The sequence below is a fragment of the Nonomuraea sp. GTA35 genome (genome assembly GCF_041950525.1).
Lineage (GTDB): Bacteria > Actinomycetota > Actinomycetes > Streptosporangiales > Streptosporangiaceae > Nonomuraea.
In genome coordinates this window covers 109,799-126,079 of the sequence record NZ_JBGNUV010000001.1, presented here as the reverse complement: position 1 = coordinate 126,079, position 16,281 = coordinate 109,799, and the positions used below count along the sequence as shown (strand labels likewise).

General features: G+C 73.6%; 13 protein-coding genes. 8 read left to right on the top strand and 5 right to left on the bottom strand.

The window, feature by feature from the left end:
• Positions 1-10: 10 nt before the first annotated feature.
• Positions 11-928 carry an ACT domain-containing protein gene (locus ACBJ32_RS00565; RefSeq protein WP_375124873.1) on the bottom strand — a complete coding sequence of 306 codons (918 nt, stop codon included), beginning with the start codon at positions 926-928 and terminating at the stop codon, positions 11-13.
• A gap of 241 nt (positions 929-1,169) precedes the next feature.
• On the opposite strand from ACBJ32_RS00565, the gene ACBJ32_RS00560 reads away from it, so the two are divergent.
• The 5 genes from ACBJ32_RS00560 to ACBJ32_RS00540 all read left to right on the top strand — a co-directional run bounded on the left by ACBJ32_RS00560 (position 1,170) and on the right by ACBJ32_RS00540 (position 6,183).
• Complete coding sequence (locus ACBJ32_RS00560; RefSeq protein ID WP_375124872.1) at positions 1,170-1,643, top strand: hypothetical protein; 474 nt, start codon at positions 1,170-1,172, stop codon at positions 1,641-1,643.
• A 141-nt stretch (positions 1,644-1,784) separates the two neighbouring features.
• Positions 1,785-2,867 (top strand): hypothetical protein, encoded by a 1,083-nt coding sequence (locus ACBJ32_RS00555; RefSeq protein ID WP_375124871.1) that lies wholly within the window; start codon positions 1,785-1,787, stop codon positions 2,865-2,867.
• A gap of 16 nt (positions 2,868-2,883) precedes the next feature.
• A complete protein-coding gene (locus ACBJ32_RS00550) occupies positions 2,884-4,026 on the top strand; it encodes a toxic anion resistance protein (protein WP_375124870.1) in 1,143 nt (380 codons plus the stop codon).
• Positions 4,023-5,576 (top strand): VWA domain-containing protein, encoded by a 1,554-nt coding sequence (locus ACBJ32_RS00545; protein ID WP_375124869.1) that lies wholly within the window; start codon positions 4,023-4,025, stop codon positions 5,574-5,576. Before ACBJ32_RS00550 ends, ACBJ32_RS00545 begins: the two co-directional genes overlap by 4 nt.
• Entirely contained in the window at positions 5,563-6,183 is a 621-nt protein-coding gene (locus tag ACBJ32_RS00540) for a hypothetical protein (protein ID WP_375124868.1), read from the top strand. Before ACBJ32_RS00545 ends, ACBJ32_RS00540 begins: the two co-directional genes overlap by 14 nt.
• A 6-nt stretch (positions 6,184-6,189) precedes the next feature.
• Here the strand turns inward: ACBJ32_RS00540 and ACBJ32_RS00535 are convergent, their stop codons facing one another.
• Positions 6,190-8,253: an alpha-galactosidase gene (locus tag ACBJ32_RS00535; RefSeq protein ID WP_375124867.1), complete on the bottom strand. Its 2,064-nt coding sequence runs from the start codon at positions 8,251-8,253 to the stop codon at positions 6,190-6,192.
• Between the two features lie 294 nt (positions 8,254-8,547).
• Here ACBJ32_RS00535 and ACBJ32_RS00530 point away from each other — a divergent pair, with 294 nt between their 5' ends.
• The gene (locus tag ACBJ32_RS00530) at positions 8,548-9,444 is read left to right on the top strand and encodes a siderophore-interacting protein (RefSeq protein ID WP_375124866.1); all 897 of its coding nucleotides are present in this window, start codon (positions 8,548-8,550) and stop codon (positions 9,442-9,444) included.
• Between the two features lie 3 nt (positions 9,445-9,447).
• On the opposite strand, the gene ACBJ32_RS00525 is transcribed toward ACBJ32_RS00530, so the two are convergent.
• Complete coding sequence (locus ACBJ32_RS00525) at positions 9,448-12,408, bottom strand: hypothetical protein (protein ID WP_375124865.1); 2,961 nt, start codon at positions 12,406-12,408, stop codon at positions 9,448-9,450.
• A complete protein-coding gene (locus tag ACBJ32_RS00520) occupies positions 12,408-13,367 on the bottom strand; it encodes a hypothetical protein (RefSeq protein WP_375124864.1) in 960 nt (319 codons plus the stop codon). Before ACBJ32_RS00520 ends, ACBJ32_RS00525 begins: the two co-directional genes overlap by 1 nt.
• 380 nt (positions 13,368-13,747) lie before the next feature.
• On the opposite strand from ACBJ32_RS00520, the gene ACBJ32_RS00515 reads away from it, so the two are divergent.
• Positions 13,748-14,071, top strand: coding sequence for an STAS domain-containing protein (locus ACBJ32_RS00515; RefSeq protein ID WP_375124863.1), 324 nt, complete (start codon positions 13,748-13,750; stop codon positions 14,069-14,071).
• Between the two features lie 33 nt (positions 14,072-14,104).
• Entirely contained in the window at positions 14,105-15,526 is a 1,422-nt protein-coding gene (locus tag ACBJ32_RS00510) for an RNB domain-containing ribonuclease (RefSeq protein ID WP_375124862.1), read from the top strand.
• An 18-nt stretch (positions 15,527-15,544) separates the two neighbouring features.
• Here the strand turns inward: ACBJ32_RS00510 and ACBJ32_RS00505 are convergent, their stop codons facing one another.
• Positions 15,545-16,144 carry a TetR/AcrR family transcriptional regulator gene (locus ACBJ32_RS00505; protein WP_375124861.1) on the bottom strand — a complete coding sequence of 200 codons (600 nt, stop codon included), beginning with the start codon at positions 16,142-16,144 and terminating at the stop codon, positions 15,545-15,547.
• Positions 16,145-16,281: the final 137 nt, after the last annotated feature.

Below are 16,281 nucleotides of genomic sequence, written 5' to 3'. Positions count from 1 at the left end.
GGGCGGGCGGTCAGCGGGCGGTGTAGCGGGCGTGGGTGGCGGCGGCCGTCAGGGCCGCCGCCCGGGCCGCTTCCGTCGGGGTGAACGGCAGCTCGGGCCGCCGCACGAGCAGCGCCCGGTCGGGGTTCACCGAGATGACCATGGTGGTGTTGAGCTCGGCGCCCTCGTCCACGGTGTCGCCGGGACGCCGCCATTCGGCGTGCGAGACCCGCAGCAGCTCGGCCATCGCCTCGGGCAGCCGGTCCGGGTCGTCGCTGACGCGCTGCGCCAGCACCAGCGCCTGGACGCCGGGGTCGGTGAGGTCCTTCACCCGCGCGGGCACGATCACCACGTCCTGCCCGCCGGCCTCGCGCAGCGCCCCGGCCAGCACGTCCAGCGCGAGCTCGCGGGGCGCCTCGATGACGAACTCGTCGAGCGCGTCGCACCCGGCCGGGGTGATGGCGCTGCTGCCGGTCGGCGCGATGTGCAGCGCCAGGATGTTGCACCCCAGCCGCCCGAACGCCCCCGCCACGGTGGCGAGCCGGCCGGGCCGCTCCACCACCCGCATGCGGATCCGCCACAATGCCATGGGCCCGCCCGCCCCGCCCTCGACAGGCAGCGGAGCCGTCCCACGACCGGCACGGGCCCGGCGGCGGAACCGGCCCGGCAGACCGCCTCCCGCCCCGCTCCCAGCCCCAGCTCCGGCCTTGGAACGGTGGCCCGCGCTCGCGGGACGGTGGCCTAGCCGCTTGTGGATCGCGGCGCCGACGATCAGCGCCACCCCCAGCCCGACCAGGATGACGGGCCCCGGCTCCTGGTGGCCGAGCAGGGTCGCGAGCAGGTGCGCCAGGCCGACCGCGAGGAACAGCGCGGCGAGCTCGCCGACCTCCCGCCCCCAGGAACGGCCGTGTCCGGTACGTGCGTCCATCACCTTCGGTGCATCGCTCATGACCCCCAGTCTGCGCGGGCCGTGTTTCGTGATCATGAGTCTCAGGGTTGCGGCGGCATTAAACCCGCTTCACCACCCGGCCCGAATCTGCCGCCCGGTTTACCGGCCGCTGTCCCGCGGGCGTCAGGCGACCCTGGTGGAGGAGGCCGTCCAGGGGGTGCTCGCCGCGGGCGGGACGGCCTCGAAGCCCGCCGTGGGACACTGCCTCGGTCGTGAAGTCGAGTCGTGGAGTCCCTCCCCCGTGCGTATCAGCGTCGCCGCCGCCGTCCCGCTCCTGTTCTGCCTGGCCGCCTGCGGCCCCGCCCCGCTCGCCCCGCCGGCGACGCCGCCCGCGACCCCCGCGTCCGAGCCTCCCGCCACCTCCCCGGCGCCCGCCGCCACGGCCTCCCCTGGCTCGCCGGGTGCCGCCGCTCCCGAGCGGACGCCGGGCGGCGGCCGCCTGGCCGGTCCGGGGACGGTGTGCGGGGAGGCCGAGGCCGCGAACGGCTCCCCGGCGGCGGTCGCGGTGCGGCGGGGGCTCGTGGACTGCGCGGAGGCCCTGCGCGTGGTTCGCGCCTACTACCGGCCGCGGACGCCCAAGCAGGGCAGCGCCGGGGTCGCCACCGTCGCGGGCTGGGAGTGCGTCAGCAACACGGCGGCCGAGAGCATGCGGACCGGCAGGCTGACGTCGTGCCGCAAGAGCGGCGCCACGATCGTGGCCGACGTCATCCCGTAACCCGGGGAAAAGCCGGGCGCCTCCGCCCCGGCCGTGAACGGGAAATGAATTCTGCCGTACGTTCGCCTTCACACCCGCGCGGTCCCCGCTGATGCCATCCCATAATTCCGCCATGGGGGTCATTTCAAGAAACGGGGTTCGATGAAGCGGTGGATCGGCGTCATTCTGGCGGCGGTTCTGGCCGGGGTGGCGGTGGTCGCGATCGTCACCGGGAACCAGGGGGGCGACGAGCCCGAGGTGGCGGTGGTACGGGGGGTCATCGGGTCGGAGAAGAAGGCGTTCTTCGACGACCCCCGCGTCAAGGCGGCCTTCGCCGGGCACGGCCTGCGCGTCGAGGTGGACACCGCCGGTTCCCGGCAGATCGTCACCGACGTGGACCTGGGCCGGTACGCCTTCGCCTTCCCCTCCAGCGTCCCGGCCGCCGAGCGGATCAAGCGCGACCGCGGCGCCACCGTCACGTACTCGCCGTTCTACTCGCCGATGGCGGTGGCCACGTTCGAGCCGATCACACAGCTGCTGGCGAAGGCCGGCGTGCTCAGCAATTCCGACAAAGGCCACCAAACCTTAGACATCAAGAAATATCTGGACCTAGTAGCTAAAGGCACCCGCTGGGATGAAATTCCGGATAATGCGACCTACAAGGCGCGCAAGCGGGTGCTGCTGACGACCACCGACATCCGCACCTCCAACTCCGCCGCCATGTACCTGTCGGTGATCGGTTACGTGGCCAACGGCGAGGACGTCATCACCTCCGACGCCCAGGTCGCCAAGATCGCGCCCGTCCTCGCGCCGGCCGTGCTCGACCAGGGCTTCTCCGAGTCCACCAGCGAGGCGTCCTTCGACGACTACCTGGCGCTGGGCGCCGGCAAGACGCCGATGCTGGTGGTCTACGAGGCGCAGTACCTGGCGCACGTCTTCGCCGGCGACGGCGCGATCAAGCCCGACATGCGGCTGGTCTACCCGTCGCCGACCGTGCTCAGCAAGCACACCCTCGTCCCCCTGTCGGCGGACGGCAACCGGGTCGGCGAGCTGCTCACCGAGGACCCCGCGCTGCAGTCGCTGGCCGCGCAGTACGGCTTCCGCACCACCGACCCGCAGGCGTTCGCCGGCCTCGTCGCCAAGACGAAGGCGCCGGCCGCCGCCGACCTGGTGGACGTCGTCGAGCCGCCCACGTACGAGCGGCTGGACCGGCTCATCACCACCATCGACGCCGCACGTCCCTAGCAAGGAGATCCCGCACGTGTCCGATCTGGTGCTCACGCCGCCCGCGCCGGTCACCCCGGTACCGGCCGAGACGGCGGCCACCATGCTGCCGATGGCCGACGAGCGCGCGGCCGAGCTGACCGCCAAGGCGCGCGAGTTCGCCGGCGAGCTGGGCGGGATCGACCCGCGCTCGCCGGAGTTCTCCCGCAAGGTCCATGACATCTCCTCGATGGGCGACACCGAGATCAGGTCCGCCTCGCAGGTGGCCAACCGCATGCTGAAGCGGCCGGTCGCGGCCCTCGACGCCGCCAGGGGCGAGGGCGCCGACGCCCAGGGCCGGGTGGCGAGCGGCCTGGTGGCGCTGCGCCGTACCGTCGTGGACCTGGACCCGAAGCAGGCGGCGAGCGGGCCGCGCAAGCTGCTGGGGCTCATCCCGTTCGGCGACCGGCTGCGCGACTACTTCGCCAAGTTCCACTCCGCGCAGAAGCACCTCGACGACATCATCCGCGCGCTCAAGTCCGGCCAGGACGAGCTGCTGCGCGACAACGCCGCCATCGAGGGCGAGAAGGCGAACCTGTGGGAGGCGATGACGCGGCTGCAGGAGTACGCGGTCATGGCCAAGGCGATGGACGCGGCCCTGGAGGAGCGCATCGCGGTGGCGGACGAGACGCAGGCCACGGCGCTGCGCTCGGACGCGCTGTTCGCCGTCCGCCAGAAGCACCAGGACCTGCTCACCCAGCTCGCCGTGTCCGCCCAGGGCTACCTGGCCCTGGACCTGGTACGCAAGAACAACCTGGAGCTCAGCAAGGGCGTCGACCGCGCCACCACGACCACCGTCGCCGCCCTGCGCACGGCGGTGACGGTCGCGCAGGCGCTGGCGAACCAGAAGCTCGTGCTCGACCAGATCACCGCGCTGAACGCGACGACCAGCGACCTCATCCTGGCCACCAGCGAGATGCTGCGCACGCAGGCCGGCGCCATCCAGAACCAGGCCGCCGCCACGACCGTGGACCTGGACACGCTGCGCCAGGCGTTCGACAACGTCTACGCCACGATGGACCTGATCGACTCCTTCCGCGCCAAGGCCGTGGACAGCATGGCCGTCACGGTGGACAGCCTGACGTCGGAGCTGGAGCACGCCAGGACGTACCTGGACCGCGCCAAGGAGGGCTCCGCATGAGACGGTTACTGGCCGCGCTCCTGCCCGCCGTGCTCCTGACGGCCGCCTGCGCGGGCGGCGCCGAGGAGCTCACCGACGGGCCCGACGTGCTGCGCGTCCTGGCCGGCAGCGAGATCAAGGACCTGGAGCCGCTGCTCGAACGGGCCGGGAGCGAGGCCGGAGTCCAGGTGAAGCTCACCTACACCGGCACGCTCAACGGCGCCGACCAGGTCGCGAGCGGCCGCGCCGACGGCACGCTGGACGCCATCTGGTTCTCCTCCAACCGCTACCTGTCCCTGATCGACGGCGCCCAGGCCAAGCTGTCCACCCAGACCAAGATCATGGTCTCGCCGGTGGTGCTCGGGCTCAAGCCCGCCAAGGCCGCCGAGCTCGGCTGGGACGGCAAGCAGGTCACCTGGGCCGACATCGCCGCGGCGGCCAGGGACGGCAGGTTCAGCTTCGGCATGACCAACCCCGCCTCCTCCAACTCCGGCTTCTCGGCCCTGGTCGGCGTGGCCGCCGCGCTGTCGGACGCCGACGGGGCGCTCAGCGCCGAGCAGGTCGCCGCGGTGACGCCCCGGCTGAAGGAGTTCTTCTCCGCGCAGCGGCTGACGGCCGGCTCGTCGGGCTGGCTGGCCGACGCCTACGCCCGCGACCCGAGCGTGGACGGCATGGTCAACTACGAGTCGGTGCTGCTGGGCGCCCGCGAGCCGCTCACGCTCGTCCACCCGGGCGACGGCGTGGTCAGCGCCGACTACCCGCTCACGCTGCTGGCCTCCGCCCCGGAGGAGAAGAAGGTCCTGTACGGCAAGCTCGCCGCCTGGCTGCGCACCCCGGCCGTGCAGAAGGAGATCATGACGGGCACGCACCGCCGGCCGATCGTGGGCGGCGTCCCGCTCGACTCCCGGTTCGGCTCCGCCCAGCTCATCGAGCTGCCCTTCCCCAACCGGCGCAGCACCGCCGACGAGCTGATCACCACCTACCTCAACCAGGTGCGCGTCCCGGCGCAGGCCACGTTCGTGCTGGACACGTCCGGCTCGATGAAGGGCGGCAGGATCGACTCGCTGCGGCAGGCGCTGGTGGCGCTGACCGGCGCGGACACCTCCGCCTCCGGCGCCTTCACCCGCTTCAGCAACCGCGAGACCGTGACGATGATCCCGTTCAGCGGCTCGCCGCGGCAGCCCGTGCCGTTCACCGTCCCCGAGCGGAACCCCGAGACCGTGCTCGCCGAGATCAGGAGCTTCGCCGAGGGGCTGAGCGCCCACGGCGGCACCGCGATCTACGACAGCCTCAAGGCCGCCTACGACCGCCCGGTCGAGGCGGGCCACTACGGCTCGATCGTGCTCATGACGGACGGCGAGAACACCGACGGCTCCGACTACGCCGGTTTCGAGAGCCACTACCGCTCCCTGCCGGAGGACAGGCGCCGCGTGCCGACGTTCGTGGTGCTGTTCGGGGAGAGCGACGCCGAGGAGATGCGCCAGGTGGCCGAGCTGACCGGCGGCGCGGTGTTCGACGCCCGGGAAACGTCGCTGACCAGCGCGTTCAAGGAGATCCGTGGCTACCAGTGAGCGGGTCCTGCGGTATCTGGGCTCGACCAGGAACATCGTCGGCTCCTGCCTGGCGCTGCTCGGCCTGGTGGCCCACTTCCTGGGGCTGGCGGGCGCGTACTGGCCGGTCGTCGTGGTCGCGCTGTACGGGGCGGGCGCGCTGCTCGCCCCGCCCGACCGGGTCCGGCTGACGATCTCGCACGCCGAGGTCGAGACGCGGGCGCTGCGCGAGGACCTGGACGGGCTGCTGCGGCGCGTGGACCGGCGCTTCCCCGACGACGTGCGGGCCGCCGTGCACGGGCTGGCCGAGGTCATCGGCGGCGTGCTGGCCAGGGCCGAGCAGCTCACCGCCTCCCCCGACCAGCTCCACGTGGTCTCGCAGACCATCCGCCGCTACCTGCCCGCCAGCCTGGAGGCGTACGCGAACCTGCCCCGCCGCTACGCCCTGACCCGGCGGGCCGGGCGGGAGCGCAGCGCCCACGAGGAGCTGCTGGAGCAGCTCGCCCTGCTCGACGCCCAGATGGGCAAGGTCGCCGAGGCGATGCACCGGGGCGACGAGCAGGCGTTGCGCGACCAGGGCCGGTTCCTGCGCGACCGGTTCGGCGGCTCGGAACTCGACCTGAGCTAGACCGGGCTAGACCCGTTCGACCTCCACGACCAGCGCGGACGCGGGCCGCAGCGCCGGGGCCGGCAGCCCCAGCTCGCCCAGCACGGCGCCCGGCAGCCGCACCGGCGCCGCCGCCCACTCCGGCATCGCCGCCCGCTCGGGGACGGGCCCGGCGACGCGCACCTCGTACACGGCCTCCGGGTCGAGGCCGGGCAGCCGCAGCGGGCCGGGCGCGATCGCGAGCCTGGAGCTGATCTGCACGTACGCGTAGACGGCCCGCTCGGGCAGCACCACCCCGTGCAGCAGCGCCGACGGGTCCGGGTGGTCGGCGCGCACCACGCGCCCGGCGTGCAGCACCGGCCGCAGCCGCTTGTGCAGCGCGATCCACGTGGCCAGCTCGTCCAGCTCCTCCTGGCTCGCCGCGGTCAGGTCCCACTCCACGCCCATGTGCCCGAACAGGGCGGTCGCGGCGCGGAAGGCCAGCGGCAGCACGCGGCCGGTGACGTGGTCGCGCGGCGCGCCGACGTGGCAGCCCATCCGCTCCGGCGGCACCAGCAGCCCCGTCCAGCGCTGGATCTGCTGCCGGTCGAGCGCGTCGTTGCTGTCGGAGGTCCACACCCGGTCGGTGCGGGCCAGGATGCCGTAGTCGACGCGCGCGCCGCCCGACGAGCACGACTCGATCTCCAGCCGGGGGTGGCGGGCGCGCAGCTCGTCCAGCAGCCGGTACGTGGCCAGCGTCTGCGCGTGCACGCCCGGCACGCCGTCGTGCACCGGCTCGGCGATGTCGCGGTTGTGGTCCCACTTGATGTAGTCCAGCGCGTACTCGCCGACCAGCGTGTCCAGCCGCTCCAGCAGGTACGCGTACGCCTCGGGCCTGGCCAGGTCGAGGACCTGCTGGTGGCGCTGCGGCGGCGGCATGCGCTCGGCGTGGCCCAGGATCCAGTCGGGGTGCTCGCGGGCCAGGTCGGAGTCGGGGTTGACCATCTCGGGCTCGAACCAGAGGCCGAACTGCATGCCCAGCTTGCGTACGCGGTCGGCCAGCGGGTGCAGGCCGTCCGGCCAGACGCCCTCGTCCACGTACCAGTCGCCGAGTCCGGCCCGGTCGTGGCGGCGGTGGCGGAACCACCCGTCGTCGAGCACGAACCGCTCGATCCCGGCCGCGGCGGCCCGCTCGGCCAGCTCCAGCAGCCGGTCGAGGCCGTGGTCGAAGTAGGTGGCCTCCCAGTTGTTCAGCGTGACGGGACGCACCGGCAGCGGGCGCGAGCGCAGGTGCGCGTGCAGCCGCGCGCTCACGTCGTCCAGCCCGCCGCCCGACCAGGCGAAGTACACCCACGGCGTGCTGTACCGCGCCCCCTCGGCCAGCACGACCTCGCCGGGTTCGAGCAGCTCGCCCGCGCCCAGCAGCGCCACGCCCTCGGCCAGCCGCTCGGCGTAGTGCACGTGGTCGCCGCTCCACCCGGCGTGCACCGCCCACACCTCGCCGCCGCGGAACCCGAACCCCTCGGTGCCCGCCACCAGCAGCCCCGTCGCGTCGTGCCCGGTGCGGCCGCGCCGGTTCTCCCTCGACCACACCCCCTGCCCGAACGCCCTGCGCTGCGGCGCCTTCTCCAGCGCCCACCGGCCGGTGAAGTCCAGCAGCTCACCGGCCCGCGCCGGCACCGGCAGCACGCACACCAGCCCCGCCACCCGGTACGGCGACCCGGCGGCGTTCGCGACCGTGTGCCGCATCCGCACCAGGCCCTCGCCGTCCATGACCAGCTCGCTCACCAGCCGCAGGCCCGCCCTGGCGTCGGAGGCCGTCACGGTCACCGACCCGCCGGAGCCCGGCTCGGCCGTCACGTCGATCCCGTCCACCTCCCACCGGACCGGCCAGTGCTCGCCGTCCCTGCCGCCGGACAGGCCGGGGCGGCCGTACCAGCCGTCGCCCTGGGCGGGCAGCAGCGGCGGGGCCGGGGCGGCCAGCGCGGGCAGCAGGTCGGGCGCGGCGACGGGCCCGAGCCCGGCGCCGAAGTGCCGCACCCGCGGCAGGCCGGGGCCGGAGTCGTCGAGCACCAGCGCGACGCCCGCCGCGGAGAGGATCACAGGAGACAAGTCGGGCTCCTAACGCAGGGAGGGGGACACCTGTTCAGCGCTACGACGCTACCTTCCCCGCTCTCGCGGGCGCACGACGAGGCCGTACGAGTACGCGATGGCGACGCTGCCGCCGCTCTGCCCGGCCCTGGGACTTTCGTCACACCGCCGTTCCCGGAAGGTGCGCACGCCTGCGACCTGCGCACATCCACCAGAAGCGACAGGCCGGTCACTCCAGGCGACAGATCGCGAGTGGCTTAAATCGCCACGATCGTTTAGGTTAGCCTCACCTAATCTAGATCGGAGATTTCGGGGATGACCGAGCCCTTTCACATGTTCCACGTACGGGTGGACCGGCTCGAACGGCTGAGCCCGTCGTTCCTGCGGGTGACCTTCACCGGCGACGACCTGCACCACTTCGCGGACAACGGCTTCGACCAGCGGCTCAAGCTCCTCCTCCCGGTCCCCGAGCACGGCATGGCCCACCTGCCCACCGGCCCTGACTGGTTCCTGCGCTGGCGGGAGCTGGACGAGGCCAAGCGCAACCCGATGCGCACGTACACGGCCAGGCTGGTCCGCCCCGAGGCCGGCGAGGTGGACGTGGACGTCGTCATGCACCCCGACGGCGGCCCCGTCGCGCGCTGGGCCGAAGGCGTGCGGCCCGGCGACGTCGCCGCCCTCTACGGCCCGACCTCCCGCTTCGAGGGCCGCCACGGCGGGCTGGAGTTCCACCCGCCCGCCGGCACGGGCTGCGTGCTCATCGCCGGCGACGAGACCGCCGTCCCCGCCATCTGCGGCATCCTGGAGCGCCTGCCCGCCCACCTGAACGGCGAGGTGCTCATGGAGGTGCCCTGCGACGACGACGCGCTGCCGATCGAGACCTCCGCCTCGGTCAAGGTCACCTGGCTGGCCAGGAACGGCGGCGAGCGCGGCGCCCAGCTCGTCCCCGCCGTCCGGGCCGCCGCCGGCCGCCTCCTCCCCTCCACCCCCGTCGCCGCGTCCGCCGACTTCGTGGACGTCGACGTGGACACCGAGGAGCTGTGGGAGGTGCCGCCGGAGGAGGAGGTCGACTACGGGCCGCTGTACGCGTGGCTGGCCGGCGAGGCGTCCGTGATCAAGACGCTCCGCCGGCACCTCGTGGCCGAGCGCGGAATGGACCGGCGCTCGGTGGCCTTCATGGGCTACTGGCGGGACGGCCGCGCCGAGAACTAGCGATCACGGGCTGCGCGACGGCGACGGCGTCGGGGACGCCTGCACGGCCGGTCCGCTGGGCAGCGGCGCGATCACGTTGTTGACCAGCGCGGTCGCCGCCGTGGTCGCGATGGCGATGGCCACCGCGGCCAGCGGGGCGGCCAGGGCGCGCAGCGTGCGCACGTCCCTGATCCGCCCCCACGGCTCGCCCGCCAGCCACATGAGCCGCCACTCCCACCACAGGCCCAGCCCGATGCTGACCACGGCGATGTTGCCCACCGCCACGAGCACGCCGATGAGCGCCTCGTCGGCGGTGGGCAGCCCCGCCTCCGACAGGTCGCTCTGCAGGATGGTCGCCATGACCAGGGTGTACACGTACGTCGGCAGCTCGACGAGCAGAGCCGTCAGGAAGAACGCCAGGGACTTGGCGATCGGATGCGTGCCGCGCACGCGCGGGTAGAAGTAGCCGAACACCATGCTCAGCACGGGCAGCGACAGCAGCGCCAGCACGGCGGCGGCCAGCTCGGTGGCGCCGGTCTGCTGGCCGCGCACCGATTCCGCGATCCGCACCACCGAGTACGGCAGCGACAGCACCGCCCCCACCCCCAGCGAGACCAGCCCGTTCTGCCAGGGGGTGCGACCGGCCAGCGTGGTCAGCGCGAGGTCGGAGTCGAGCGGCCCCTCGCGCTCGTCGCCCGCCTGCTCCAGCGCCTGCCGCCGCTGCTCGAAGTCGTCGCCCGCGCCCGGCTCCCGCAGCAGCGCCGTCAGCGCGGCGCGGGCCGACCGGCGTCTGATCAGATCGCGGACGAGCAGCCGGTGCTCGTCCACCTGGACCGGCCGGAGCAGCTCGGCCCGCGGCGGCGGCAGCAGGACGAACACGCCCACCCACACCAGCAGCACCAGGAGGCCCGAGGCGGCACCACCGGCCTGGACGCGCATGAGCAGCAGGAAGAACATCGCCGTATGGAAGGCGACCGGCTCGGTGAGACCGGCAGGGCCCTGGCCGAGGCGGCGCACGCGCACGACGAGCATCACCAGCGCCAGCAGCGGCACGACGATGTACGCCACCGTGCCGGCGACTCCCGTCAGGTCGTCCCAGGGCAGGGCCATCCAGCTGCTGCGCGAGTCCAGCACGGTCATGGCGTAGACCAGCACGCCGAACACGACCGACGCCGCCACCACCCACCGGGCCGCGCTCGTCGCCGACCACCGGTGACTCGCCTCGGTCGCCCAGCCGAACACCAGGGCGAACCAGCCGAGCAGCAGCAGCGCCTGCCACAGCAGGTGCGGCGGGGTGAGCCCGGACACCACCCCCATGCCGGCCAGCATCACCCCGGTGCCCAGCAGCGCCAGGCCGGCCCCTGGCAGGCGGCGGCGCTGCCCGGGGACGGCGGCCGTCACACCCGCGACCCCCGCCGCGACGGCCAGCACCCCGGCCGCGGGCCAGCCTCCGAAGGAGGCCGCCAGCGGCCACGCCGCCAGGACGAGCCCCACCAGCGCCGCGAACACCGCCGCCGCCTTCACCGGCAGGTCGCTGTGCCCCTGAGCGGCGCGGAACGTCGAATGGAGTGCCAGCACCGGAGCGCCCGCCACGATCGCCAGCACCGCGGCCTCCACGCCCACGCCCTCGGAGGCGAACCAGGACACGCCCCCCGCACCCCCCACCAGGGCTGCGAGCACCCCGTTGCGGGGCCGGCGCCACCACGCGCCGCCGAGCGCGCGGGCCAGGGTGTAGAGGAGGATCAACCCGGCCGCCACCAGCCCCACCGTGAGCGACGCCGTCCAGACCCGCCCCAGGAAGGTGATGGACTCCTCCTGGTACCAGACCTCCGAAACCGTCTCCCCGTCCTCGACCTCCTGCTCCACGGAGTCGCTGCCCTCGAGGTGCGTCGCGAGCCTGCCGTCCTGGACGACGTGGTGGGCCACGGACGCGTTCCGGCCGTCCTCGGCGAAGGCGACCCTTATGGGACTGTCGCCGCCGTTGAGGCGCAGCAGGTGCGCGTCCTGCGCCAGCGGTGGCGGGCCGCTCACCCCCGCCACCGTCCAGCCGGTGGAGGTGACGACGATCTCGTGGGCGGTCGGCCGGGGAGCGGTCCCGTTCGCGGGCGGCTGGTACTCGATGCCGATGGCGCGGCTGGCGTCGGCGAAGACGACACCGTAGTGGACGCCGGTGTAGGTGATGACCGCCTCGCGTGAGCCGCTCTGCGTCCTGACGACCGGTGTGGAGTACGCCAGGTGAAGCAGGAACCCCGACACCGGCATCTCGAAGGCGCCCAGCCGCTCGGCGACGAACGAGCCGGGGTCACGAGCGGCGGCGCCCGCACGCACGGCGGCCACGTCGGGATCGTCGGCGGGCACCCGCACCTCGTGGACGATCTGAATCCGGAAGAGGGTCTCGCCCGGATCGACCGCGGTGTCGGCGGGCTCGCCGTCCGGGTGATCGCGCCAATCCCCCGGACGAGCCGGTGAGAGGGCGATCCGCGTCGTGGCGGAGCGCTCCGGCTCCGAGCGCTCCGGACGTCCCGGGCCCTGCGTGATCTCCAGCTCGGCGGTGCCGAATCGGGTGCCACACCTGGCGAACACGTGATGCCTGCCAGGCGGGAGCGCGGGATCCAGCGTGGCGTCGGCGGACATGGCCGCGCCGGACGGGCTCCGGGCGAAGACCGGGCTCTTGACGAAGGCGCCGGACTGGGCGGTGGTCTCCGCCGGGGCCGCCGCGCAGAAGGCGGTCACCCGCACCGCCCGCGTGCCGGCGGGCACGCGGCGCGGCTCGACGGCGACCCGGAGCGGCTCCTCCTCCACGGCCTCCTCGGCGGGCTCGGACGTGGGGTCCGCCTGCGGCCTGGCGGCGGTCGGGTCGATCCGCGAGACCGTCCACAGCCCTGCCCCGAAGACCAGCATCATGGCCAGCACCATGGCCGGCACCATGGCCGGCACGGCCGGCGAGCCGCGTCGCGCCCCCGCGCGCGATCCGTCCCCTGCCATCAGCGCAGCTCCGGTGAGCTCCCCAGCACGGTGCGCAGTTCACCCGGCCTCGGCGGTCTCGTCCACGTCACGCCGGGGCCGCCGGCGGCGATCAGCCGGGGCACGACCTCGCCCAGCAGCGTCTGAGCGCCGGCGTCCGGCCGCCGGGCGCGGGCCTCCCGGTAGAGGTCGAGCACCCGGGCCAGGTCCAGCATCAGCGTGTTCGCCTCGCCCGCCCTTCCCCGCTGAACCGCGCCGCTCTCTCGGATGACGCCGGCTCCGGCTGCCGCGCCGCCCCCTTCGCCGGTCCCCTCCGTGGCGGCGTCCTTGGCCGGGAGCTGCTTGATCGGCGTGCCGTTGACGTGGGTGAGCGGGTTGTCACCGCTCCCCGGCCCGTCCGCCGGGGCCTTCCGCGCGTCCTCGCCGGGCTCGTCCCCGGCCTCGTCGTCCGGCACGACGACCTGCAACGCTCCAACGCGGGCCTCGGCCGTCCAGCCGCCCGGGCGGACGGCCTCGCCCACGGCCGCGGCGAAGCGGACGGCGTCCATGCCGTCCACCTCGCCCTCCAGCCATCCGGGCCGCAGGTGCAGCACCCCGGACCGCTCGGCGGCTGCCAGCCGCTCCAGCAGCGTCTCGACCGTCCCCTGCGGGTCGTGCAGGGCCGCGTCCCCCCGGGCCGCGAAGGCGTCGGCGAGCAGGTGCAGGGAGATGAGCCGCGGCGGCTCGTACGTGGTGAGCACCCCCTGCTCCGCGCCCACCCGCAACGCCCCTCCCGCCTCGTGGTAGGCCCGCAGGCCCTCCATGAACGCCGCCTCCGCCTCGGATGTCAGCAGCAGCTCCCATCCCCGCTTCGGCCCGGACCCGGGCGCGCCCGAGCCCTCGCCGCTCACCGGGTCCCCGCTGGAGGCCCCGTTACGGCGGAGCCACCAGGCCACCGCGCTCACCACGGCGGCGGCCAGTACTGCGACTGCGATTAACACGATCTTGGTTCGCTTTCCCCTCGTATTCCGACAGGGCTAGCAGCGTAGTGATCGCCCCCGACAAATGCCGATATTTCCATAAATAAGATCAGACTGGGACGCGGTTCACCTCCGGCCGGCCGCAGCACGGACGACCGATCTGCCCGCCCTTGCCCAAAGGATGAAGTTTCTTCTATCTGGTAACCGGAATTGTTTTCCTGAGGAATTCTCCTGTCCACCCGAAGCGCAGCCGCCCTCTCGACGTGTGCGTACAAGCATGTACACTCCATTCCGGAAGCACACAGTCGCTCTATGTGACGCATGCATGACATCTGGTGCCAAAGGGCGGGTCCGCGCTACCGACGGGATGATCCCGGCCCTGAGAGAGCGCGGAGCCGGATATGGATCCACTACACCTGACCACCAGCCGCCGCGACGGGACGCTCACCGTGAGCGTGGCCGGCGAGCTCGACATCGCCACCACCGAGCAGTTCCGCAGCCACCTGCTCGCGCTGCTGCAGGAGGCGGGCCGCTCGCGCCGTACCGACACGGAGCTGGTCATCGAGGTGAGCCGGCTGTCCTTCATCGACGCGGCCGGGCTCGGCATCCTCGTCTCCGTCCAGAACCAGGCCGTCAACCAGCACACCCGGCTGCACATCAAGGGTGTGCCGCCGAACATGCGCCGCCTGCTCCGCATCACCGGCCTGGACCGGCACCTCATCTGACCCCGGCGATCGCTCGCCTGTAGGTTGTCACGCGTGCCTACCATTCGGGTTCCCGATCAGATACCTCTCAAGCTGGAGGACGGGTTCGAACGGATCAGACGGGAGCTGAAGCTGCCCGGCGGCTTCCCCCGCGCCGTGCTCGACGAGGCCGCGTGGGTGGCCAAGGTGCCACGGCTGGACGCCAGGGACATGACGGACGTCCCGTTCGTGACCATCGACCCGCCCGGCTCGATGGACCTCGACCAGGCCGTGCACCTGGAGCGGCTGCGTGCCGGCTACCGCGTCTGGTACGCCATCGCCGACGTCGGCGCGTTCCTCCGCCCGGGCGGCGTGCTCGACGCCGAGGCCCGCACCCGGGGCGAGACCGTCTACCTGCCTGCGGGCAAGGTGCCGCTGCACCCGCCGGTGCTGTCGGAGGACGCGGCCAGCCTGCTGCCCGGCGCGCTGCGGCCCACCGTGGTGTGGCGGATCGACCTCGACTCCGACGGCCGCACCGTGGGCGCCGACGTCCAGCGCGCCCTCGTACGCAGCCGCGAGCGCTACGACTACGACTACGTGCAGGCGGTCCACGACACCGGCACCGCCGACGGCGTGCTGGAGCTGCTGGCCGAGATCGGCGAGCTCAGGCTGGCGCTGGAACGCGAGCGCGGCGGCGTCACGCTGCCCACGCCCGACCAGGAGGTGGTGCGCGACGACGGCGGCTACCGGCTGGAGTTCCGGCTGCCGCTGCCCGCCGAGGCGTGGAACGCGCAGATCTCGCTGCTGACCGGCATGGCGGCGGCCACGATGATGCTCGACGCCGAGATCGGCGTGCTGCGCGTGCTGCCGCGTCCGCGGCCGGACGACCTGGCCAAGGTGCGCAGGGTGGCGCAGGCCCTCGACGTGCCGTGGCCGGAGGGCGCCGGGTACGGCGCCGTCGTGCACGGCCTGGACCCGAAGGCGGGGCGGCAGGCGGCGTTCCTGCACGAGTCGAAGGTGCTGCTGCGCGGCGCCGCCTACGTGGCCTTCGACGGCGCCCCGCCCCGGCTGGCCGAGCACTCGGCGGTCGCGGCCCCGTACGCGCACGTCACGGCCCCGCTGCGGCGCCTGGTCGACCGGTACGCGACCGAGGTGTGCCTGGCGGTCGCGGCGGGCGAGCCGGTCCCGGCCTCCGTGCGGGCCGCGCTCCCGCTCCTGCCGGACCTCATGGCGGCCTCCGGGCGGCGCGCGGGGGTGGTGGAGCGGGCGTGCGTGGACCTGGTGGAGGCGTTCCTGCTGCGCGATCGGATCGGGCAGGCGTTCGAGGCGGTGGTGATCGACGTGGACGAGCGGCGCGGCGGCGGGCAGGTGCAGCTCGTGGACCCGGCGGTGATCGCCCGCTGCGACGGCAGCCTCCCGCTCGGCGAGCAGGTCACGGTACGGCTCACCCAGGCCGACCCGGCCACCCGCGAGGTCCGCTTCACCCTCGCCACCTGACCGGGTCCCGGCCCGCTGTCAGAACGTCGGCGGCGGTGCGGAGGACTTCGCGCGCATGCCCTCGCAGACGACCTCCGCCATCCGCACCGCCCCGCCCCTGGCCCGGGCGCGGCGCTCGGCGGCCAGGCAGCCGCGCAGCAGATCGTGGACGTCGCGCGCCTCCAGATCCCCGCGCACCGCCCCGACCCGCTGCGCCCTGGTCAGCAGCCTGGCCAGCGCCGCGGCGAAGTCGTCGGCCAGCGTGGAGCCCGGCCGCAGCGCCAGCCCCGAGCCGCTCTCCAGCATGTCGCACAGCGCCTGGTTGGCGGCGGCCTGCTCGACCACCGTCGTGAACCAGCCGAAGAACGCCCGGCCCGCGTCCTCGGCGGTGGCCAGCGCCCTGGCGTCGGCCACGAACCGCTCGACCCGCCCCAGCAGCACCGCCTCGACCAGCGCCTCCTTGGTGGGGAAGTGCCGGTAGACGGTGCCGACCCCGAACCCGGCCCGCCTGGCGATCTCGTCGAAGGAGATGGTCAGCCCGTCACTGGCCAGGGCCTCCTGCGCGATCTGCAGGACCCGCTCGCGGTTGCGGCGGGCATCGGCGCGCAGCGGCCTGGCGGCGCTGTGATCGTCGCCCATGACCTCGACCTGCCTTCACGACAAACGGAGAGAGCTCTCCGATTCTATCGACGCCTCTCCCCTCCGGACCAGCCCGCCGCCCTTCCGGGCCGGCCCGACGCCCGTCGGCACCAGCCAACGCCCTTCCGTACCAGCCC